Origin of the sequence: Polyangium sorediatum (genome assembly GCF_029946465.1) — a bacterium.
GTDB lineage: Bacteria > Myxococcota_A > Polyangia > Polyangiales > Polyangiaceae > Polyangium > Polyangium fumosum.
In genome coordinates this window covers 1-22,950 of record NZ_JARZHI010000014.1, presented here as the reverse complement: position 1 = coordinate 22,950, position 22,950 = coordinate 1, and the positions used below count along the sequence as shown (strand labels likewise).

Here is a 22,950-nt window from a genome sequence, read left to right as displayed (position 1 = left end):
CTCGGCCCGCGGGGAGGCGGTAGAGGGGGAGGGCGAGGAAACGCTCGATGACGGTCCGAAGGTCGTTTTTCCCCACGCTGCTCGTCTCGCTTCTTTTGCTCTTCCCCCGCGGCGCGCGCGCCGGCTCGCTCACGCTCGAGCAAGCCGTGCGGCAGGCGCTCGCGAGCCACGAGCGCGCCGGCAAGGCGCCGCTCCGCGTGAAGGCCGCCGAAGGCCAGCTCGACCGCGCACGCGCGTCGTTCCTGCCGAGCCTGGTCGCGGGCGCGAACGCCACGCTGCGCGGGACCGAGGATCGGATCGGCCGCCAGCTCTTCGGCACGGGCACGCTCACGCTCACGCAGCCCCTTTTGAACCCGTCTGCGATCCCGCAGTACACGCAGGCCAGGCGCCAGCTCGCGGCCGAGCGCTGGGGCGCCGTCGAGGATCGGCGCAGCCTCGCCTTCGACACGGCGCGCGTGTTCCTCGTGGTGCTCACGCGCGAGCGCGTGCTCGAAGCGGCGACACGAAGGCTCGAACGGGCCCGCGCCAACCAGCAGAACGCCGACGCGCGCGCGCAGGCGGGCCTCGCCAGCACGAACGACGTGACGCGCGCGCTGCTCGAAACCACGGCGGCCGCGCGGGAAGTCGCGCAAGCCGAGGGCAACGTCAGCACGGCCTACCTGGAGCTCGGGTTTCTCGTGGGAAGCCCGGTCACGGGGCCGCTCTCGGCGCCGGACCGCACGACGCGCGCTGCGGAGAGCGGGGGCGTTCGGGCCGAGGACGAGGTCCGGCAAGCCGAGGCGCGAAGGCCCGATCTCCGCGCCGCCGAGGAGCGCACCGCGGCCCTGCGCGCATCGGCCCAGGAGCCGCTCTATCGCCTCGCGCCCACGCTCACGCTCTCGGCGCAGGTGCGCTTCAACCCCGCGCCCGCCCCGCCGGACACGACCCACGACGAGACGCTGCAATTGAACCTCACGTGGCCCATCTTCGACGCGGGCGCGCGCTACGGCGATCGCAAGACGCGCGTCGCGCAGGCCGAGAGCCAGGCCCTCGACGAGCGGCAGATCCGGCGGTCCGTGGCGACCGACATCGGCATCGCGCGGGCCACGCTGAAGGCCTCGCGCGAGAGCTACCGCATCGCCGAGGAGGCGGTCGCGGCGGCGAAGAAGAACACGGCCGAGACCGAGATCCTCTACCAGCAGGGGCTCGCGCGGGCGATCGAGCTCGTCGACGCGAACGCCCGCCGCTACGAGGCCGAGGTTGCCCTCGCCACGGCGAAGCTCGCGATGGAGCAGGCCTACCTGGAGCTGCGTTTCGCGCTCGGCCAAGGGCCCACCGACGACGACACCGAACGCGTTGCCCAGGCGGATGGAGGTGCGCAATGAAGCTCGCGCGTGTGCTCCTTTTGCTTTGCCTGCCCCTCGCCGTCGCCTGCAAAGGCAAGCCGACCGAAGGCGGCGCCTCCGGCGGAGGCAAGCCCGGCCGCGAAGGCCTCTCGTTCGCCGCCGACGTCATGCCCGTGGAGGCCAAGAAGGTCACCTACACGGTGAACGCGCCGGGCACGATCGAGGCCTTCGAGCGCGTCCAGGTCACGGCCCGCGTGGCCGGCGTCGTCGACCGCGTGGCCTTCACGGAGGGCCAAGAGGTCAAGAAGGGCGACGTCCTCGTCGTCATCGACTCGGAACGGTACCTGCTCGCGGTGAACGGCGCCAAGGCGGCGCTCGCCAAGACGGAGGCCTCGGTCCGGGACATGGAGGCGATGGTCGCGCGGCGCGAGGGCGCGAGCGGCATGAACCCCGGCCTCATCCCGGGCGAGGAGCTCGACAGCTACAAGAGCAAGGTCCTCACCGCCAAGGCCGATCGCGACATCGCCTTCCAATCGCTCCGCAGCGCGCAGCTCAACCTGCGCGACTCGTCCGTGCGCGCGCCCATGGTCGGCGCGATCCAGACGCGCACCGTCGAGACGGGGCAATACGTGCAGGCAGGGTACGTGATGGCCACGCTCCTCCAGAGCGATCCGCTCCTCCTGCGCTTCCAGGTCGAGCCGCTCGAAGCGCCGCGCCTCAAGGTCGGGATGACGGCGACGTTCACGATGCGCGAGACGCTGCGGAAGTTCACCGCGAAGATCACGCTCATCGCGGCGGCCGCCGACCCGACGACGCACATGGTCGCGGTCACGGGCGAGGTGAACGACGAAGGGCACAAGTACTGGCTGCGCCCCGGATCGTTCTGCGACGTCAGCGTCGACATCGGCGCCCAGCGCGAGGCGGTGACGATCCCGCGGCTCGCGGCGCGCGCCACCGACCACGGCTACGTCGCCTACGTCGTGGAAAACGGCGTCGCCAAGGAGCGCGTGCTCGCGCTCGGGATGAGCACGCAGGACGGCTGGGTCGAGGTCCGCTCCGGCCTCGCCGCGGGCGACGTGCTCGTCGTGCGGGGCGCCGAAGCGCTCACCGACGGCGCCAAGGTCCGGCCCACGACCATCACGCCCGAGGCGCTGCTCACCGCCACCGCCCCGAGCGCCCGCGCCCAGGCTTCGAGCGCGCAGCCCCCGGCCGATCCTGCCTCGGGCGAGCCCGCGCCGAGCCCGCCCCCGACGCCGAGCGTTTCGGCCAGCGCGGGGGTGCGGCCGTGAATCTCACCGACATCTCCATCAAGAACCCGGTCTTCGCCTGGATGCTCATGGCGTGCACGATCCTCTTCGGCATCGTCGCGGCCACGCGCATCGGCATCAGCCAGTACCCGGACGTCGACTACCCCAACATCAGCGTCAACCTCTCCTGGCCCGGCGCGTCTCCATCGGCCGTCGAGCGCGAGATCGTCGAGCCGCTCGAACAGGCCCTCGCGCAGGTCGAAGGCGTCAAGGAGATCTCGTCCCAGGCGCGGCAGGGCTCGGCGCGGATCACGGCGAGCTTCGACATCTCGCGCAACGTCGACCTCGCGCTCCAGGACGTGCAGGCCAAGGTCGCGCAGGCCCAGCGGCAGCTCCCGCGCGACGTGCCTGCGGCCACCGTCTCCAAGTCGAACCCCGACGACACGCCCATCGTCACCGTCGGCGTCTCTGGCCCGTTCTCGCGCCAGCTCCTCGCCGACGTCGCCCGCTACCAGGTCCAGGAAAAACTCCAGACCGTGCCGGGCATCGGTCAGATCACGCTGAACGGCTACCTCGATCGCAACATCCGCATCTGGCTCGACACGAGCCGCCTCGCGGAAAAAGGCGTCGTCGCGAGCGACGTCATCGACGGCATCCGCCGCGAGCACGTCGAAGTCCCGGGCGGCCAGCTCGAAGCAGGCGGCCGGCAGCTCAACGTCCGCCTCCTCGGCGAGGCGCTCGACGTCGACGCGCTGCGCAAGCTCGTGGTGCGGCACGTGAATAGCACGCCCGTCTACCTCGAAGACGTCGCCGTCGTGGAGGACGGCTTCGAGGACGTGAACTCCGTCGCGCGGCTCGACGGCATCCCCTTGCAGGCGCTCGGCGTGCTCAAGCAACGCGGGACGAACGCCGTCGCCGTGGCGAGCGCGGTGCGCGAGAAGGTCACGGAGATCCAGCGCAGCTTGCCCGAGGGGATGAAGGTCGAGGTCCTCTTCGACACGACGACCTTCATCGAGGAGTCGGTCCACGAAATCGAGATCGAGCTCGGCCTCGCGCTCATCCTCACGGCGCTCGTCTGCTGGCTCTTCCTCGGCTCGCTCTCCAGCACCGTCAACGTGATCCTGGCGATCCCGATGTCGCTGCTCGGCACCGTGGCGGTCGTCTACTTCCTCGGCTTCACGCTGAACACCTTTACCCTGCTCGGCCTCTCGCTCGCCGTCGGGCTCGTCGTCGACGACGCCGTGATGGTCATGGAGAACATCTACCGGCACGCCGAGATGGGGAAGGAGCGCGCCAAAGCCGCGGCCGACGGCACCAAAGAGATCACGTTCGCCGCGCTCGCGGCCACCGTCGCCGTCATCGCGATCTTCCTCCCCGTCGTGTTCATGGGCGGCGTCATCGGTCGCTTCTTCTTCCAGTTCGGCGTGACGCTCTCGGTCGCCGTGATGCTCTCGTACTTCGAGGCGATCACGCTCGCGCCCGCCCGCTGCGCGCAGATCCTCGACACCTCGCGCGAGGGACGGAGCGCCGTCGGCAAGGCCATGGATCGCGGCTTCTCCGCGCTCGAACGCGGCTATGGACGCGTGCTCGGCAAGGCGCTCGCGCACCCCTGGAAGGTCCTCCTCGGCGCGACGCTCCTCCTCGGCGCCACGGCGTTCATCGTCCCGCGCCTCGGCACCGAGTTCGTCCCCGCGCAGGACCAGAGCCGCCTCGACGTCCGCATCCAGACGGAGACCGGCACCAGCGTGCAGGCCGCCGCGCCGCTCTTGCAGCGGGCCGAGCAGAAGCTCGCGGCGCGGCCCGAGGTCACGCGGGTCCTCACCACGCTCTCGGCCTCGCGCGGCGTGATGAGCTTGACCCTGGTCCCGCCGAACGAACGCAAGCTCTCGGCGCAGGAGCTCGCCGCCCAGATCCGCCGTGAATTGCAGTCGATCGCGGGCATCCGCGCGTCGGTGCAGGATCCCTCGCAGCAGAGCTTCGGCGCGCAGCGCGGGTATCCCGTCGACTTCACGGTGCGCGGCGCGGACTGGGACACGCTCGTCACGGCGGCGATGCAGCTCAAGACCGACCTCGAAAAGAGCGGCACCGTGACGGACGTGACGACCGACTACCAGATTGGCGCGCCCGAGGTGCAGATCGTCCCGGATCGCCGCCGCGCCACGGATCTCGGCGTCCCGGTGAGCGATCTCGCGAACACGGTGAGCGCGCTCGTCGGCGGCAACATCGTCGGCAAGTTCTCCACCGGGGGCCGCCGCGTCGACATCCGCGTGCGCCTCCTCGCCACGCAACGCTCGCGCCCCGAGGACCTCGGCGAGATCCGGGTGCGGGCGCAGAATGGGACCACGATTCCGCTCTCGCTCGTCGTCTCGCAAAACGAAACGGCGGTGCTGCAATCGATCAACCGCGTCGATCGGGAGCGGGCGATCCGCATCTCGGGGAACGTGGCGCCGGGGCATTCGCAGATCGAGGCGATGAACACGGTGAAGGATCTCTCGAAGGCGCTGCCGCTCGGCTACCGGGCCGTGGCCGGCGGCCAGGCCTCGCAGTTCGACGAGACAACGGGGGGCCTCGTCTTCGCGCTCGTGATCGGGATCCTCGTCGCGTACATGGTCCTCGCGAGCCAGTTCAATTCGTTCCTGCACCCCGTCACGGTGCTGACGATCTTGCCCCTGGCGCTCTCGGGGGCGGCGATTGGCTTGTTCGTCACGGGCAAGACGCTGAACATCTTCAGCATGATCGGCGTGCTCTTGCTCATGGGCATCGTCAAGAAAAACTCCATTCTGCTCGTGGAGTACGCCAATCAGGTGCGCGAGCACGAGGGGTTGTCTGCGCGCGAGGCCATGCGCAAAGCGGGGCCGCTGCGGCTGCGGCCGATCCTGATGACGACGATCGCGACGATGATGGCGGCCGTGCCGGCGGTGCTCGGCATCGGGCCGGGCACGGAGACACGCAGCCCCATGGCCGTCGTCGTGCTCGGCGGGCTCACGGTGTCGACGCTGCTCAGCCTGCTCGTGGTGCCGGCGTTTTACCGGGTCGCCGACGACCTCAAAGAGAAGCTACGCCCGAAAGCGGCGCCCGCGGTGGAGGAGCAGACCTCCGGCTGAACCGACGGCGCATCAGGCGCGCTCGCCGAGGCTTCGAATGGCCACGGCGAGCCCGTCGCGCAGCGTCGCGAGCGTGCGCACGCGCGACAGATCGAGCCCCAACGAAAGAATGGTCTGCGCGACGACGGGCCGGATCCCGGTGATGAGCCCTTCGGCGCCGAGCAGGCGAACCGCGCCGAGGATCTTCAGGATGTGGCCTGCGGTCGCCGTGTCCACCACGTCGACGCCCGTGAGATCGAGAATGGCGAAGCGCGCTTGCGTACGCGACACCGCGGCGAGCAGATCCTCCGTCACGCGCGCCGCGCGGCGGCTGTCGACGACGCCGACCATCGGGACCGTCAGCACGCGATCCCATACCTGGATGATCGGGGTCTCGAGATTCCGGATGACGTCCTGCTGCCGCTCGATGAGCGCGAGCTTGGTGGTGAGCTCGGCCTTCGTCCGCATGGCCTCCGTGACGTCCAAGGAGAGCGTGACGACCCCCGTCACGCGCCCCTGGCCGTCGTGCGTCGGCATGTGCCAGTTTTCCCAGACGATCCCATGCGCCTCCGTGATCTCGTGGGCCGGCGCGCCGGCGAGGGCTTTTCGGAGACCGGGGCTGCTCCCCGCGAGCACCTCGAACACGTTTTGACCGAGAAACTGGCCGCGCTGGTGCCCGACCTGGTCGAGCGCCTTGCCGTCGTGGAAGGTGAACGTGCCTTGGGCGTCGACGGCCCACACCACGATATCGAGGTGATCGAGAAGGACACGGAGCACCTGCGCCATCGCGAGCTTGTGGTTGGGCCCCTCGGAGGGCGGCGCCTCGTCGGGCGCCACCTTGGCGAGGCGCGCTTCGAGCTCCGCCACGCGCGCCCGCAGCGCCTTGCACTCCTGCTCCAGATCGTGGTTCGACACGGGCCTCCCGTCCGCGATCCGCGGGTCGCCTGCCGACCAGGGACATCGGCGCGGAAAGGGATATTGCAGCATATCCCCGTGAACCTGGTTTGATGCCCGTGTGAAGGATCGTGAAGGGAGGTGTCGGGACGGCTCCTTTGCCGCGCCACGGAGCCATCACGCCCTCCCTTTTCGGCACCCGAAATGCCGCCGGTTGCCGCCCCTCCACGCCTGTCCAAGGCGCTCCAAGCACGATTCCCACGCTGATCCAATCTGTGCCACGCCTGGCGCCCGTGCCGCGCCCCCCGAGGCGCGCCGCCCCTGCCCGGCGGAGATTCCCCGGGGCACGGCCGTTGCTCGTCCGACCGGCATGAAACGTAGCCTTCTGCGGCACGCCGCTTTCTTGCTCCTCTCGGCCTCGAGCGCCTCGGCGCTCTGGGCTTGTGGCGATAGTGGCGGCAATCCAAACCCCGGCTCCGGCGGCGGAGACCAGGGCGGCGGTGGCCAGGGCGGCGTGGGCCCCGGCGGTGGGGATCCGGGCGGCGGCGGACAGGGCGGGACCGGCGGGTTCGCCTGGCCCGTCGATACCTATCCCATTTCGATCACGCCGTCCGATACCTGGAAAAACCAGATCTCGTACCCCTACGACCCCTTCCTCTCGGAGCCCAACGGCAACAGCCTGGATGGCGGCGTCCGGTGGATCAAATTCACCGTCTTGATGCACGACCCGACGAAGGTGTATTTCCAGGACAGCTACGCGTACCCGTTCCACGCGCCCTTCGCCGTCGAGCGCCTCGATCCGTTCTTCGGCATGTCGATCGCCGAATACAACGACGCCTCGCTGCACGCCGAAGGCCAGAAGGCCATCCTCGGCGCCGTGCTCATCCCGCCCGATCCGGCGCGCTTCCCGGAGTACGGCATCCAGCTCGTCCGGCAGGACGCCTACGACCCCGAGATGGCACGTGTCGTCCTCGATCTCGTGAAAAAGAACGTCGTGGCGGAGGCGCCGGTGACGCCGTTCTATTTCCCCACGTACGAGCAAAACGCCTCGGCGCAGGAGAACAAAGGCTTCTTCGCCAATGCGGGCTTCCCCGTGAGCAGCGTCGAGCGGTGGGTCGGGGGCAACCAATGTTATGCGATGGGCTGGGCGCTCGGCAAGCTCCGGTACGTGCCGACCGATCAGATCGAGGCCGCCTACACGAACGGGACGTTGAAATCAGAGGACATCCTCCTCACCGACGCGATCCCCGCCGAGTTGCCTTATCTCGCGGGGATCGTCTCCCTCTCGCCGTCGACGCCGAATGCGCACACCGCCATCCTCGCGACCTCCTTTAACATCCCGTTCGTGTACCTCGCGAGCGAGGCGGAGCGCGCGCAGGCCAAGTCCCTCGACGGCAAGGAGATCATCCTGCGCGCCAAGAACCAGTACGGCCGCTGCGACGCCGCGCTCTTCGACATGGACGGCGCGCTCACGGCCGCCGATCGCGACGCGCTGCTCGCGCAGAAAAAGCCGGCGCCTCTCGCCTTTTCGCCCAAGCAGACGCTCGGCGCGATCGTCCGGAACACCGACGATCTCGGCCCGGCCGACATCGTCCATTTCGGCGGCAAGGCGGCCAATTACGGCCTGCTCCGCGACGCGATCCCGAACGACTCCCAGGAGGCCCTCGCCCTCTCGTTCGACCTCTGGGACGGCTTCCTCGATCAGACCATGCCAGGCGGAAAGACGCTGCGGCAGGAGATCGGCGAGCGGCTCGCGACTTACCAGTACCCGCCGAACCTCGCTGCCCTCAAGGTCGATCTCGCCGCCATTCGCGCCCGGATCGAGGACGACACGACCTTCTCGGATGCCCAGCGGCAAGCGGTCGTCGCCGCGCTCGCCTCGTTCGATCCCGCGCGCAAGATCCGCTTCCGCAGCTCGACCAACGTCGAAGACAGCGACGCATTCACGGGCGCCGGGCTCTACGACAGCGCGAGCGGCTGCCTCGCCGACGACACCGACGCGGACACCACGGGCCCGAGCCATTGCGAGGCGTCCCAAACCAAGGAGCGCGGCGTGTTCCGCGCGCTCCAGAAGGTGTACGCTAGCTTCTACAACGACAACGCCTTCATCGCGCGCCTGCTCTACGGCGTGAACGAGAGCGAGATCGGCATGGGCGTGCTCGTCCATTACTCCTATCCGGACGAGGACGAGCTCGCGAACGGCGTGGCGACGAACGTGCGCCGCACCGATCCCATCGACGACATGAAAATCGTCTCGCAGGTCGGCGCGCTCAGCGTGACGAACCCCGAGGGCGGCGCGCTCCCCGAGGTCGTCCACGGCTTCCATTCCCAGTGGGGCGACTCGTTCGCTACCATCGCCGGATCGAGCCTCGTGCCGCTCGGGGGCCACGTCATGGAGTGGGACAACGATTACGTGAAGCTCGGCGGGTTGCTCGGCAAGGTGGCGGATCGGTTCGCCGAGGTCCATCCCAGCAAGACGACATTCGCGCTCGATTACGAGTACAAGAAGATGAAACCCAACGGGGCGCTGCTCATCAAGCAAGTGCGCGAGCTGCCGCTGCCGGACGACAAAGCCTCGCTCACGCCCTTCCTCGTCCCCGGGCCCCGCGTGCTCTGCACGCTCCAGGGCGAGCAAAGCGACGTCTTTGCCCTCCATCGGCTGAAGCTGCGCGCTTCGCTCCGGGCGCGTACGGGGTTCGTCGACGCGGCGAGCCTTGCGGCCGAGACATTGTACGGCGACGTCACGTTCACCTACCTCTCCGCGAATGGCGTCTCGACCCTCACGGGTAATCCGGGGACGTGGCCCTCGGCTGCGCACAGCTTCGCGGGCGATCAGACGCTCGACCTCTTCACGTCGGGCAGCGGCGCGGACGCGCGGACCCTCGAGCTCTCGACGGGCTCCGTGCCCACGCTGCTCCCGCCGTCCGACGGCCCGATCCTCGCGCTTCGTGACCTGGAGATCCAGCTCGCGGCGGAGTACACGACGCCGGTCCCCTATGTCGACTGGGATGGCGTGCCGGCGAAACGCACGCGGGACGAGGCCATTCGCCTCACCACGTGCATGGACGAGGGACCCCTCCCGTCGGGCGCGTCCTTGCAGACGCGGACGATTGAAGCGGGTGGCGTGAAAATCGTGACGAAGTATTACTGGCCGTCGCCGCCGACCGGCGTCGTCGCCGGCTACACCGCCCCGCTCCTGCGCTGGGAGGAGACGCGGATCGAGGGCCTCACGGCGGCGCCCATCGTGCTCAAGGGGCATTTCTCGCAGACGTACCGGCCGCAGCACCACAACTTCAGCGAGGATTTCATGTTCGAACCGGCCCTCGAAGAGGGTTTGCCCGCGAACGTGCTCGCCGAGCTCACGGCGAAGGGGATTCGTCAGATCTACGTGCTCGGCACCACGATCGGCACGATCGACCCTGCCGGACAGGTCAAGCCGCTCTGAGTGCGGCCCTCCGCGCCCGCGCGTGATCAGCGCGCGGGCGCGACGAAATACGTCGCCACCTCGATCGCATCTTCGGTCTTGCTCGCGGGCGTGGCAGGCGCGATCGTGGCTCCACCACACGCCGTCATGAGGATCCCGGTCCGAGCCGCACCGATCGCACTCGTTTTCATGCGCATGACCTTCTCCTGTGTCGAAGGCGCCCCGTGAAAGACCCGCGGGTCGCCTGGGACGACGTTCATTTGTTCCTCGCCGTGGCGCGGGCCGGCACGCTGAGCGCTGCCGGACCGCGGCTCGGCCTCACGCAGCCCACGGCGGGCCGGCGGCTCCGCGCGCTGGAAGAATCCGTCGGCGTCACGCTCTTCCAGCGCACGCCGCGCGGATTTCGCCTCACGGAAGCGGGGGAGGCGATGTTCCGTCACGCCGAGCGCATGGAGCACGAAGCCGTGGCCCTCGAACGACGCCTCTTCGGCGAGACGCGCGAGACGGGCGGCGTGCTCCGCATCTCGACGAGCGAGTGGTTCGCGCGGCACGTCCTCGGCCCCGTGCTCGCCGCGTTCAGCCGCGAGCATCCCCGCGTCACCGTCGAAGTCGTGGCCGAATCACGCCTCCTCGACCTCGATCGGCAAGAGGCCGACCTGGTCTTTCGTTTCATCGCGTTCGACCGCGCGGACATCGTGCAGCGCAAGCTCACGCAAATCCGGTATGGCCTCTACGCCGCGCAGGCGTACCTCGATGCGCGCGGCGCGCCCGACACGCACGGCGGCGAGGGCCACGCGATCGTCACGATGGATCGCGCATTCGACGCGCTCGCCGACGTCGCGTGGCTCCGCGCGCGGTTCCCCGGCGCGCACCCGACCGTGCGGAGCAACAGCCGTGACGTGCAGGCCGCCGCGTGCGTACACGGCGCCGGCCTCGCCGTCTTGCCGAGGGTCATCGGAGATGCGCTCCCGCTCGTGCGCCTCGACGTCGGAGAAGAGCCGCCCGGCCGTACCATCTGGCTCGGCTACCATCGTGACCTCAAGGGCCTCCCGCGCCTTCGCGCGCTCGCCGACCACGTGCACGCCTCCGTGCCGAAGACGCTCTGACGTCAGAAGCCGACGAGCACGCTCTTGCCGATCGCCTTGCCACTCTCGATCGTGGCGTGAACCTTCTTCAGAGTCGCCGCATCGATACGCCCGGCCCGCTCGGTCAGCGTCGTGCGGAGGACGCCCGCGTCGACGAGCGCCGAGACTTCTTCGAGCAGGCGATGCTGCTCGATCATGTCGTTCGTCTGGAAGATCGACCGCGTGAACATGAGCTCCCAGCCGACCATCACGCTCTTGCGCTTGAAGGGTACGATGTCGAAGGATTTCGGATCGTCGATCAGCACCACGCGTCCCTGCGGAGCGACGGCTTTGGCGATTGCGTCCTGGTGCCGATCGCTCGCGGTCAGCCCCGCCACGTACGGCACGTGTGGAATTCCAAGCTCCGCCAATCCAGCATCGAGCGGCTGCGTGTGATCGATGACGTGATGGGCGCCCATGTCGAGGACCCATTGTTTCGTCTCCGGCCGTGAGGCCGTCGCGATGACCGTGAGCCCCGTCAGGCGCCGCGCGATCTGAATGAGGATCGAGCCCACGCCGCCCGCGCCGTTGATGACGAGGAGCGAGCCCGCCTGCGCTTTGCGACCATACGGAACGCCGAGCCTGTCAAAAAGCAGCTCCCACGCGGTGATCGCGGTGAGCGGGAGCGCCGCGGCTTCGGCGAAATCGAGGGACTTCGGCTTGCGCCCCACGAGCCGTTCGTCGACGAGGTGCTTTTCGGCATTCGTGCCGGGTCTCCCGATGGCGCCTGCATAAAAGACCTCGTCTCCCGGGCGGAACAAAGTCACGTCCGGCCCGACCGCTTCGACGACGCCCGACGCGTCCCAGCCGAGCACACGCGGGCTGCCGTCCTCGGACTTGAAGCTCGCGCGAATTTTCACGTCGACGGGGTTCACGGACACCGCGTGGACACGGACGAGGAGGTCACGCCCGGTGGCTTTCGGTTCGGGGAGCTCGACGTCGACGAGGGAATGGTCCGCGGTGATGGGGAGAGGTTGGTGGGTGCCGACGGCCTTCATGGGGACGACTCCTTGGTTCGTGGAGGTGCCGCGCATCTTTGGGCCTTCCGGTCTGCCGCGCGAGGCCCGTGTGCGCATGCCGGCCATGCGCCAGCGCATGGCGCGAAGGGGACGTCGTGACAAGCCCGCGAAGGCGCTGGTGTCAAGCATCGAGCTGAGGTACGAGGCCTCGTGATCAGCGATGGAATGCGCGCCGAAGCCTCCGTCTGGATGCTCGAAACGTATCGACCGCCGCTCGCCGTTCTCGCGGAGCGCCTGGCCTCGACGGATCCAGCCGAGGCGCTCGCGGCCGCAAATGCGCTCGCGGAGCGGGCGAGGGAAGGGGAAGACGACCCGCAAACACTCGCGGCGTGCGTGCCGGCAGACCTCCTCGCGCTGACACACGACGCACAGCGGGTCCTCGCCGAGCTCGCGGTCATGGGTTTGCCCATTGTGATTCCCAAGCTCCCCGCAGACCTTCCGCCCGCGCTCGCGTGCCGTTTTCGATGCGCAGCGCTGCTCGCCTCCCCCGAGCGCCTGCCGCTCGACGAGGCGTCGCCGCTGGATCTCCACGCCGTCGCGGATGCGCCCGTCGAACGGGCCCTCTCGTCGGGGCTCTGGATCCGCGCGGCTGCTCATGCACGGCCCGCGATGCACGATCACGCCATTACCTTCGCGCGCGCCGGGCTTTTCCGTGCGATCCTCTCGCCGGTCGAACCAGCGGAGGTGCTTTGGGACATCGCGCGCCGCTCGTCGGATGCCGTGGCCACGCGCGCGCTGGGCCTCCTCGCCGAGCCCTGGGCGCAGGGTTTGCCCTGTCCGCCGCTCGCCGCGTGGTTGCACGGAGAGGAGGTCGCGCTCGCGGCGCTGCGCCTCGCGGCCTCGCGCAGGGATACGGCGTGGGTGCGGCGATTCGCGACGTGCGAGGATGTGGCCCGTAGTGTTCAACGCGCGGCGCTCGTGGCACTCGCGGCGCTCGGCGAGGTCGAGGATGTCGAGCTGCTCCTCGTGCTGGCCGAGGAAGATCCGGCCGGCGCGGGGCCCGAGGTGATCGAGGCGATGCGTGGCCTCAAGCGGCGCGGCATCTCGCCGGATGAAGACCAGGCGCGCCGCGCGATCGAGCTCGCGCTCCGCTACGAAATCTTGCCGATCGAGCCTCTCGTGGAATGCACGAGCAGCCGGGCCGACGCGCTCGTCGCGACGATCGACGAATGCATCTTCTGCGGCGCGTCCAAGGCGCGAGCCGCACGTTTGCTCGCCGCCTTCGGGACACGGCGGACCCTCGCGCGCCTCCTCGAAATGGCAGAACAAGCTGCGGATCCGATCCTGTCGCGGTCTGCGATCCGCGAGCTCGGCTGGCTGGAGGAGCGATCGGCCGAACCCGTGATCCTCGCGAGGCTCGACGCAGAACCCGAAGCATGCCTGTTTGCCCTCGGTCGCCTCGGCGGCGCGGCCACGGCAGAGCGATTGCGAAGCCTCCTCGAGGGCGCGCCGCCTCCCTGGCTCTCGGCCGGGCTGCGTGTTCTTTTTCGGTTGGATCCGTCCCCGAGCGTGCTCGCCGCGGCGGCCGAACATGGCGCGATCTCCGCCGAGACGCTCGATGCATTGCAGGCACACGCGAGCGCCGAGCAAATCGACGCGCTCGCTGCCATTGCAAGAGCCCCCGGGCATCCCTTTCGCGCCTCGGCGATCGGCGCGCTCGGCCGTACGGGCGGGCCCCTCGCGATCGACCCGCTCGCCGCGCTGCTGACGGACGGCGACGAAGAGATCCGCGCGCTCTGCAAGGCCGCGCTGCGCACGTTGGGACAACGCCTCGCCATTCCGGATCCGCCGCTCGCATGCCTGGAAGGGGCGACGGATCCCGGCGCCGCGCTCGTGGCGGAGGCGGCGCTGCGGAGGTTGCGTCGGCGGTCCGAATCCGTCGCCGAAACGACGCTCCTGCTCGACGCCGTCTTCGGGTACGACCATCCGCACCTCGTTCGTGTGGTTCGTCCGCTTCTGCGCCGGGACAACCCCGAGATACGCAAACGCGCGATCGCCTGCCTTTCGGCCGCGGGGCCTGCTTGCGCGGCCTGGCTTTTCCCTTCGCTGAGCAGGGACGTCCCCCTCCCGGTCGCGCGTCAGGCCTTGCTCGCCCTCGGGAATGCAGCCGTGCCCGGCCTCGGCGGGGCGATCGCCGCATGGCTCTCGCATCCCAACATGAATTTGAAAAAAGCGGCCGCCGAGGCGCTCGCCCGGAGCCGCGATTCCGACGTGATCCCGGCGCTCGTCGACGTGCTCGCAGTGCACGATCAGCCGGGGCTCCGGGAGCTCGCGGAGCGGGCGCTCCGGGCCATCGCGGGTCCCTTTTTTCGCTCGCTGATCGTCGAGAGGATCGCCGCGACAAAGGAGCCACGCTGCGAAGATTTGCTCGCGTCCACGATCGCGCGTGATGTCGCCCCGGAGGAGCTCGCCGCGCTCGTCGCCCGCCGGCCGGATCTCCCGAAGGTCCTGGTTCTGCATGCCTATGCAGCAAATGCGGAGAATGCCGCCGACCTGGACGCCGCGCTCCGGCGCCAGGGCGTTCGTGATCGCATTCCGCACGAAACCGATGTCGCGCCGGAGAGCCCGCTGCGGGCCGGCCTCGCGGGTGCCGAGGCGGAGCGATGCATCACGGAGCTGCGAAGGACAATCCGCGAGGCCCCCTTCCTCGACAAACCTTCCCCCGACCTCGTCGCGAGCCTTCGAGCGGCAGCCGAACGGGCGGGCACGATCGGCGCGCGGCTCGCCGTCCCCGAGCAGCGTGTCCTTTCTGCGCTGCTCCCGCAGCTCGACGCTGTGACGCGCAAGGACGCCCTCGCCCTGCTCGCCACGACGACGGATCCCTTTGTTTCCAGCCGCGTGCTCCCTTTCGTCGACATTGAAGAGGAAATCGACCCGCGCCACGCGCCGCTGCTTGCTGCCGTGCTCCGCCAAAGCGGCCCCGAGGCCGCGCGTTCCCGAAGCGCGGATCCACGCCCCGCCGTGCGCGCCCAGGCGGCGCTCGTGCTCCGGCTCGCAGGGGAGGGAACACTTGCATTCACGCCTCCGAGCGAGCGAGCCGCATTGCTTCAAGCCTGGATCGATGCGGGTCGCGAAAACGACCTCCTCGCGGCGCTGGAGGGCCGGGACGCGCTGCCGCTCGTGCAGGTCGCAAAGCTCGTCGCCGATCGCTCCGGTGCCGCCGCGGCGTGGGCGCTCGCAGAGCGATGGGCGGCCGCGCGTCCCGCGGAGCGAACGCCGAGCCTCGTCGATCTCGCGTTCCTCGGCGAAATCACGAACTCCGCGCTCCGCGCGCTCGCGCAGGGCGAGACGCGCGGAGAGGTCCGGCAGCGCGCGATCACGGAGCTGTTCCGCGCACGCCATGCAGACCGCGCATTCCTCCGGCCCTTGCTCGCCGATGCGCACCCCGGCGTCCGCGAAGCCGCGGCGGCTGCGCTGATCCACGCGGGAGATCACGACGATCGCGCCTACGTGCTCGGCACATGGCTCGCGGGCGCCATTCGCGCATCGTTCACCATGACGCTCGACGAGCAGGATACGCCCGCCGTTGCAAAGGCCGTCGCCGACGCGACGACCGAGGCCGAGCAGCTCCGCGTCTTGGGTCCCGTGACCGCATTGCCCCCGGGCTCCCGCATTCCGCTGCTGCTCGCGCTCCATTCGTCCCCACATCCGCGCGTCGCTGGAGCGGCCCGCGATTCGTTGCGCTCGCTCCCGGCAGCACACGTCCTCCCGCATGTCGAACCCCGTCTCCGCGCCGGGGATCTTTCCCTGCTCGATACCATCGGCGCAGCGGGCGCCATCCCCAGACGCCTCGCAGACCTCGCGCGCACGTCGGACGACGCCGCGGCGTGGGTTCGCTTTGGCCTGCGCGCAGCGGACGGCGGCGTTTTTTATGCGGCCGGAGGCCTCGGAGCCACGATCGCAGCGTGGGCCTCGACGTCCCCGTCTCCCGCGGCAGCGCTCTCCCTCCTCGCGCGCCTCGCCGATTGGTACGACGAACGCCACGCGCGGGCGCTTTGCCGCGCCCTCGATCCGGCGCTCGCCGGCGCGCGTCGCGACGCCGTGCTCGGCTCCCTTCTCGAAGCGCTCCGCGAGCAACCCCCCGAGCTCGTCTCGCGGGTGCTCTCGGGCATCGTTCGTCCCACCGATACATTGGCCCTTCAGCTCCTCGCCGAAGCCGAGGCGCGATCGCCCGGCCTCCTCGACCTCCTCGCCCCTGCATTACGCAGCGCCGTGGAGCGCGCGCTCGATACGGCGCTCGCCACGGCCGGTCCGGAAGCCGCGCGCCGCTTGCTCACCTATTTCGCAGGTCGCGCCGATCGTCCCTCCGAACGCGAGCGTGTCCTCACCTTGCTGGAACGGCACGTACGCTCCTCCGAACGCCGCGTGAGCCTCCACGCCCACCGCCTCCTACGCACGCTGGCCACACGCGAACGTTATCTCCGCGCCACCCGCGCGCTGCTCGACGACCCCGATCCCACGACCCTCCGGCTTGCGATCCGCGTCCTCGCATTCGGCGGGGATGCGGACTCTGCCGCTGCTATCGCGGCTCGCTTGTTTCATCCGCACGCGGGCGTCTCGCGCGCGGCTCGCGCAGGCCTGCTCGCGCTCGGGGAAGCGGCCGTGCCGCCGCTGCTCGGCGCCCGCAGCCACCTTCGGCCCGATCGCCGCGCGGCGCTCGACGCCGTGCTCGACGAGATCCGGAGCCGCCTCACCGCTGGAAACACCACGCGCTGATCCCACCACTCGCCGGGACAATCGACCTCGACCAGAATGTGCAAGGCGGAGCGGTCGCGAGGAAAAAAAGGAGAGGAGGCAAACCAAGACTGACCCCAGCAGCCGAACCGACGCGGGGGCCCCTTCGCAAGGCTGCAAGTGCTCCATCCGTCAGGTATGTAGAAGGGGAAAGGTTGGCGATGTGCACGATGGAACGAGCGACTTGAACGCGCCGGGGGCAGGGGCCACGTTGCGCGAAATGCTCGGGCCGAAGGGGAGCGGCCTCTCGCTCCTGGACAGCCTCGGGGCGATCGTCTGGCTCGCCGACGCGACGGAGCTGTCGTTGTCCTTCCTGAACCGCCAGGCGAGCGCGCTGCTCGGCCTCACGAGGAGCGATGTGCAGTCCTCTTCGTGCGTCCTCTGCCAGGTTCATCGCGACGATCGGGCGCACCTCCGCGACGTATGCCAAGCCGTCGCCGCGACCGGCACGAGTCGCCCGGTCGATTACCGCATCGCCTCCGCCAGCGGACAGCTCGTCCCCCTTTCGGGCCACGTGCACGCCGTACGAGCGGAGAGCGGCGACGCGCTCCTGGCCCTCGCTTTCGTGGGGCTTGTCGCTCCCGGACAAACGCCGGCGCCAAGGCCGAACGGCGCGGCGGACGAGGCCCACGAGCACGGGAGCCGCGCCGAGGACGGCCAGCGGGACGTGCACGCGGCCGGAGGACCTCTGAGCGTCCGACGCGCGACCCGCTTGAGTCGCATCGAGGACATCATCGACAACATCGATGGCATCGTGTGGGAGGTCGACGCGGACACGTTCTCCTTCACCTACGTCAGCGCGCACGCCGAGCAGATCCTCGGATACACCGTCGCGCAGTGGCTCGCGGAGCCGACGTTCTGGGTGGACCACATCCACCCGGACGACCGCCATTGGTGCGTCGCGCTCTGCAAAGAGGCGACGGCCCGAGGGGAGCCCCATCGATTCGAGTACCGGATGATCGCCGCGGACGGCCGGGTCGTATGGCTGCGGGACTATGTCCGCGTGGTGCTCGACCAGGGCCGGCCCGCCAGGCTGCGCGGGGTGATGGTCGACATCACCGAGTGGAAGGACGTGCAGGGGGAGCTCGAAAAGACGGTCTCGCTCCTGCGCACGACCCTCGATTCGACCGCGGATGGGATCCTCGTCACGGCGTCGGACGGATCGACCATCAATGCCTACAACCAGCAGTTCGTGGAGATGTGGCGGCTGCCGCTGTCCATCCTCGAGCAAGGGAGCGACGAGCAGGCCTTGGCCTCCGTCCTCGATCAAATCGCCGATCCGGCCTCGTTCCATGCCAAGGTGCGGTGGCTCTACCAGTCGCCGGAGGAGGAGAGCTACGATATCGTCGCGTTCAAGGACGGTCGCCTCTTCGAGCGTTATTCGCGCCCGCAGCGGATCGGGCGGGACGTCATCGGCAGGGTGTGGAGCTTCCGCGACGTCTCGCGGCGTTTTCGCGCCGAGGCGGAGCGCGACCGGCTGCTGGTCGAGGAGCGCCGCTTGCGGGCCGACGCGGAGCGCGCGCACGGTCGTATGGCCTTCCTCGCCGAGGCGAGCCGCAAGCTCGCCGCCGCGCCGCTCGACATGGATCGGACGCTCGCGGCGGTCGTCGAGCTCGTCGTCCCGGCGCTGGCCCGGTGGTGCGCGATCGTCCTGCCCGAAGGCGTCGGCGCGCACGGCCGACCCACGACGGCGGCGACACACGAGAGCGCGACGATCGACGATCGCCTGTGTCCGTTGCTCCGGCGTTATCTTCCGGGCGCCGACGATCCGCTGGGCTTCACGCAGGTGCTTCGCTCGGGCGAGCCCCTCCTCGCGTCGATCGTCCCCGACGAGGCGCTCCTCGCCGTCGCGCGCGACGAGGCGCACCTCGTGCTCCTGCGCGCCCTCGGCGCCACGCCGCGGATGCTCGTGCCTCTCCTGATCCAGGGGCGCGCGATGGGCGTGCTCGCGATGGGCGCGAGGCCCCTCGGCAGCCATTTCTCGCCGGAGGATCAAGCCCTCGTCGAGGAGCTCGGCCGGCGGTGCTCCACGGCGCTCGAGAACATGCGCCTTTATGGCGAAGTGCAGGAAGCCCTGCGCCGCAAGGAAGAGTCGCTGGCGCTGCTCGACACGTTGTTCACGAGCGCCCCTGTGGGGCTCGCCTTCCTCGACAGGGACATGCGGTATGTCCGGAGCAACCGGGCCCTCGCGGTGGGCATTCATCGACGTTCGCCGGAGGAGGAAATCGGAATGACGCCCCACCAGGCGATTCCGGAGCTCGCCGCGCGCGTCGAGCCCTACATTCGCCGCGTCCTCGAAACGGGAAAGCCGCTCGTCGGCGTGGAGATCTCGGCCCGGATCCCGGCGGATCCCGACCACGACCGGCACTGGCTCGCGAGTTATTATCCGGTCCGGACCGCGCGGGGCGATCTGCTCGGCGTGGGCGTCGTCGTCGTGGATCTGACGGATCAGAAATGCGCCGAGGAGGTGCGCGCGAAGCTCTACCAGGAGGCGCAGGAGGCCATCCGCGTGCGGGACGATTTCCTCTCCATCGCGTCCCACGAGCTCAAGACGCCGCTCGCCACGCTGACGTTGCGCCTCGAGCAGATATCCCGCCGCCTCCGCGATGGGCAGCCCGTGGACAAGGAGCCACTCGTCCGGGCGCTCGCGCAGATCGGCCGGCTGACGGCGCTCACGAATGACCTGCTCGACGTCTCGCGTATCGCGGCCGGTCGGCTCACGATCCGGGCGGAGCAAGTGGCGCTCGCGGATCTCGCCCGCGAGGCGGTGGCGAATGCGGCCGTGGGCTTGCAGAAGCACACGATCGAGATCGTCGAGCCCTTCGAGGACCTCGTCGTGGTGGCCGATCGCGGCCGTCTCGCGCAGGTCCTCGGAAACCTCCTCGACAACGCGATCAAATACTCGCCCGCCGGCGGCACGATTTGCGTCGCGCTGTCGAAGCGCGACCGCGAGGCCGTCCTGTCCGTCACCGATCCCGGCATCGGGATCCCGAGAGAGCAGCAAGGGATGCTCTTCGAGCGTTATTTCCGCGCGCGGAACGCGCCCATTACATCGTACGGCGGGCTCGGGCTCGGCCTCTACATTTGCCGCGACATCGTCGAGCGGCACGGCGGACGCATCTGGACGCAAAGCGAGGTCGGGCAGGGCTCGACCTTCGCGATCGCGCTCCCGCTCGAAGGCCGCCCGCAAGAAGAACAGGCGCGTCCAGGTTGACAGACGAAGAGGACGCGCGGTCGGGGCAGGGGAGCGGGTCCTCCGAGCGTCCTCCGAGCGCCAGCCCAGACGGCCTTCCCCCGCGCCGCGGCCCCTGCGGCTCCTCGCCGCGTTCGGCGTCGGTCTCGTCCGGCGCACGGCCAGGGCGCTCCCACGCGTCGGATGCACCCGGGCATAGCATGAATGTGGCGGCCCGATTCTTTCAACAGGAGAGCCATTCTTGGTAGGGTCGCGCTCATGATCCCGCCCAGGTCCCGGCGCTCGCGAAGTGCGTCCTCCGCATACCTCCGCTCCCTCGTCCCCCTGCTCGGCCTGCTCACGGCTTGTGGCTCCTCCGAGAACTCCGCCGCGCCCTCGGCGGGGCGTCTTTCCGACGACGTCCTGCACGCGCCGCGTGTACCCACCCCTGCGCAGAACCTCGTTCTCCTCCCCGAGGTCCCGCTCGACGTGCCCGCCGTTCTCACGCCCGCGCCGGGCGCGAGAGCGCAGGCCGCGTTCGGGGGTGGGCAATGGCTGCTCGCTTGGTCGGACCTGCGCACCTCCCGCCCGATCCTCTATGGCACGCGCGTCGCGCAGGACGGCACGGTGCTCGATCCGTATGGCATTCGGCTGCTCGACGACTGGTACGGCGATCCCTACAGCGGCTGGCCGTATTCCCCGGCGGTCGCCTTCGACGGGACCAATTACCTGGTGGTCACCGTGCAGAACAAGAAGGTCCGCGGCGTGCGGGTCAGCCAGGCCGGGGCCGTGCTCGACCCTGGTGGGTTCGATATCGGAGGCATGCCGCTCGAGCTCAGGGGCCCTCCATCCGTCGATTTCGACGGAACCAATTACTTCGTCGCCTGGAGCCGCGTGGCGATCGACAGCGATCCCATGGGCGGCCTCTATTATGCGCGCGTCGCGCCCGACGCGACGGTCCTCGATCCGGGCGGGATCTACGTGCCCGCCGACGTCTGCAGCCCGGTCGATGTCTCCTTCGACGGGACGAACCATTTCGTCGTCTGGGCCACCTCCTCGGGCGACGCCACGGTGCGCGGCGCGCGCATCACGCCCCAGGGCACCGTGCTCGATCCGGGGGGCATTGCGGTGAACTCCCTCCCGACCGTCGACTGCCGCTCCCCCCACCTGGCCACGAGCTTCGACGGCCAGAACCACGTCGTCGCTTGGTACGACCTCGACTGGGACGTGGGCGAGGAGCAGATCTTCGCCACGCGCGTCTCGCCGCAGGGCACCGTCGTCGATCCCAGCGGGATCATGGTCGCGGCGGAGCTCGTCGAATTCGAAGAAATGAACCGGCTCGACGTGGCCGCCGACGGCGCGGGCACGCGGATCGCGTGGAGCCGCGACGGCATGGATGATGGCGGAGACTTCTGGACGCGCGTCGCGTATGCACGCCTCGCGCAGGACGGCACGCTCACGGTGCCTGCGCAGCTCCTGCCCGACAGGGGCGTGGACGTGGCCCTCGCCTCGGACGGCGCGGGCGTGCTGGCCACGTGGACGTCGGACACCAGCAGCACGCCGGTCGTGGGCAGGCGTTTCGGCTCGGGCATGGCCCTGCCGATCGACACGCAGCCCCGGGCCTTCTCGACGCACGGCAACGCGGAGGAGGTGCTCGCCGCGGCCTCGGACGGGCAGACCTCCTTCGTCATCTGGAGCGATTCGCGCATGCCGAACATCGACGGCCAAGGCCTCTTCGGGGTGCGCGTGGGGCCTTCGGGGCAGGTCCTCGACGCCACGCCGATCGCGATCACGGGCCTGCCCTTCGACGAGGCCACCGTGGTCTTCGACGGCGCGAACTTCGTGGTGATCTTCGTGCGCAAGTACATCGACAACAACAACCCCTACCAGGCCGTGCGCGTGAGCCCCCAGGGCGCCCTGCTCGACGCGACCCCGGTGCAGATCCCGCTCTGCGGCCAGGGTTTCAACCGGTTGACGGCGACGGCCACGAGCGACGGCGTTCGCACGCTGGTCTTCGCCAACGGCTGCGAGCTCGAGAATATCGGCCTCTCTGGCGTGCTGCTCGACCACGACCTGATGCCGGTCGCGCCGGTGCTGGGGCTGGCCGATGAGAAGCACTATCCCCAGCAGGCGCAGGTCGCCTACAATGGGACGAACTACCTCGTCATCTGGCACCAGAACAACGGCGTGTCGGGGCGCCGTGTCGACACCCTGGGCGCGCTGCTCGACAACGTGGATCTCACGATCGTCTCGGGTGGCGACCCCGTTCAGTCAGCGCAGGTCAGCGGCGGGGGCGCTGGAAATCACCTCGTCGTCTGGCACCAGGGCAACGAGGTGCGGGCGGGGCGCGTCGACCCCGCGGGGCAGATCCTCGATCCGCAGGGCTTCCTCGTCGCCGGCATGGGCTTCGACAGCTCGGCGCTGGCGTTCGACGGAACGGATTACGTCCTCGCCTGGCACGCGCTGACGAACGCGGCCGATCCCGGGTCGCTCGATCTGTACGCCGCGAAGATCGATCCCCAGGGCAGCGTGGGAGCGAGCTTCCCGCTGTCGATGGCGCCGGAGCATGAGGGCTCCGTGGCCTTCGCGCCGGGCGGGGGCAGGGTGCTGGTGGCGTACACGCGCTACGAATCCCCGGCGCCGTACAGCGCGCGCCGTGCCTATGCGAGGCTCTTGGATCCGCTCGGCGGCAGCGGCGGCGCGGGTGGGGCCGGCGGAAGCGGCGGCGCTGGCGGGGCCGGCGGAAGCGGAAGCGGAAGCGGTGGCGCTGGCGGAAGCGGAAGCGGTGGCGCTGGCGGAAGCGGTGGCGCTGGCGGAAGCGGTGGCGCTGGCGGAAGCGGCGGCGCGGGCGGAAGCGGCGGCGCGGGCGGAAGCGGAAGCGGTGGCGCTGGCGGAAGCGGTGGCGCGGGCGGAAGCGGTGGCGCGGGC

Annotated in this window: 10 protein-coding genes and 1 pseudogene; 8 read left to right on the top strand and 3 right to left on the bottom strand. The window is 69.7% G+C overall.

The features are described 5' to 3' along the window. Nucleotides 1-47 precede the first annotated feature (47 nt). From QHF89_RS17840 to QHF89_RS17830, 3 genes are read left to right on the top strand one after another with little or no spacing between them, the layout of a single operon-like run. Nucleotides 48-1,364: a TolC family protein gene (locus QHF89_RS17840; protein WP_136970757.1), complete on the top strand. Its 1,317-nt coding sequence runs from the start codon at nt 48-50 to the stop codon at nt 1,362-1,364. Continuing rightward, nucleotides 1,361-2,614 (top strand): efflux RND transporter periplasmic adaptor subunit, encoded by a 1,254-nt coding sequence (locus QHF89_RS17835; RefSeq protein ID WP_136970758.1) that lies wholly within the window; start codon nt 1,361-1,363, stop codon nt 2,612-2,614. Before QHF89_RS17840 ends, QHF89_RS17835 begins: the two co-directional genes overlap by 4 nt. Next, a complete protein-coding gene (locus QHF89_RS17830) occupies nt 2,611-5,676 on the top strand; it encodes an efflux RND transporter permease subunit (protein WP_136970759.1) in 3,066 nt (1,021 codons plus the stop codon). The genes QHF89_RS17835 and QHF89_RS17830 overlap by 4 nt, the downstream gene beginning before the upstream one ends. Before the next feature lie 12 nt (nt 5,677-5,688). Here the strand turns inward: QHF89_RS17830 and QHF89_RS17825 are convergent, their stop codons facing one another. Beyond that, nucleotides 5,689-6,570 (bottom strand): STAS domain-containing protein, encoded by an 882-nt coding sequence (locus QHF89_RS17825; RefSeq protein WP_284720626.1) that lies wholly within the window; start codon nt 6,568-6,570, stop codon nt 5,689-5,691. A gap of 349 nt (nt 6,571-6,919) precedes the next feature. Here QHF89_RS17825 and QHF89_RS17820 point away from each other — a divergent pair, with 349 nt between their 5' ends. Then, entirely contained in the window at nt 6,920-9,994 is a 3,075-nt protein-coding gene (locus tag QHF89_RS17820; protein WP_136970760.1) for a PEP/pyruvate-binding domain-containing protein, read from the top strand. 26 nt (nt 9,995-10,020) lie between these two features. On the opposite strand, the gene QHF89_RS17815 is transcribed toward QHF89_RS17820, so the two are convergent. Then, nucleotides 10,021-10,164, bottom strand: a complete 144-nt coding sequence (locus tag QHF89_RS17815) for a hypothetical protein (protein WP_284720625.1) — start codon at nt 10,162-10,164, stop codon at nt 10,021-10,023. 33 nt (nt 10,165-10,197) lie between these two features. On the opposite strand from QHF89_RS17815, the gene QHF89_RS17810 reads away from it, so the two are divergent. Further along, nucleotides 10,198-11,079 (top strand): LysR family transcriptional regulator, encoded by an 882-nt coding sequence (locus tag QHF89_RS17810; protein ID WP_136970761.1) that lies wholly within the window; start codon nt 10,198-10,200, stop codon nt 11,077-11,079. Nucleotides 11,080-11,081: 2 nt separating this feature from the next. On the opposite strand, the gene QHF89_RS17805 is transcribed toward QHF89_RS17810, so the two are convergent. Beyond that, nucleotides 11,082-12,095: a zinc-binding alcohol dehydrogenase family protein gene (locus QHF89_RS17805; RefSeq protein WP_136970762.1), complete on the bottom strand. Its 1,014-nt coding sequence runs from the start codon at nt 12,093-12,095 to the stop codon at nt 11,082-11,084. Between the two features lie 171 nt (nt 12,096-12,266). Between QHF89_RS17805 and QHF89_RS17800 the strand changes: the two genes are divergently transcribed. From QHF89_RS17800 to QHF89_RS17790, 3 genes and pseudogenes are all read left to right on the top strand, one after another. Then, a complete protein-coding gene (locus QHF89_RS17800; RefSeq protein ID WP_136970763.1) occupies nt 12,267-16,832 on the top strand; it encodes a HEAT repeat domain-containing protein in 4,566 nt (1,521 codons plus the stop codon). Between the two features lie 181 nt (nt 16,833-17,013). After that, nucleotides 17,014-20,064 (top strand): ATP-binding protein, encoded by a 3,051-nt coding sequence (locus QHF89_RS17795; protein WP_284720624.1) that lies wholly within the window; start codon nt 17,014-17,016, stop codon nt 20,062-20,064. Between the two features lie 237 nt (nt 20,065-20,301). Next, nucleotides 20,302-22,950: pseudogene (locus tag QHF89_RS17790) on the top strand (hypothetical protein); the annotation flags it as partial.

What these genes read in the sequence shown, in the direction of transcription:
- QHF89_RS17815 (WP_284720625.1), bottom strand. Translation starts at nt 10,164, where the DNA reads ATGAAAACGAGTGCGATCGGTGCGGCTCGGACCGGGATCCTCATGACG.
- QHF89_RS17805 (WP_136970762.1), bottom strand. Translation starts at nt 12,095, where the DNA reads ATGAAGGCCGTCGGCACCCACCAACCTCTCCCCATCACCGCGGACCAT.
- QHF89_RS17820 (WP_136970760.1), top strand. Translation starts at nt 6,920, where the DNA reads ATGAAACGTAGCCTTCTGCGGCACGCCGCTTTCTTGCTCCTCTCGGCC.
- QHF89_RS17840 (WP_136970757.1), top strand. Translation starts at nt 48, where the DNA reads ATGACGGTCCGAAGGTCGTTTTTCCCCACGCTGCTCGTCTCGCTTCTT.
- QHF89_RS17835 (WP_136970758.1), top strand. Translation starts at nt 1,361, where the DNA reads ATGAAGCTCGCGCGTGTGCTCCTTTTGCTTTGCCTGCCCCTCGCCGTC.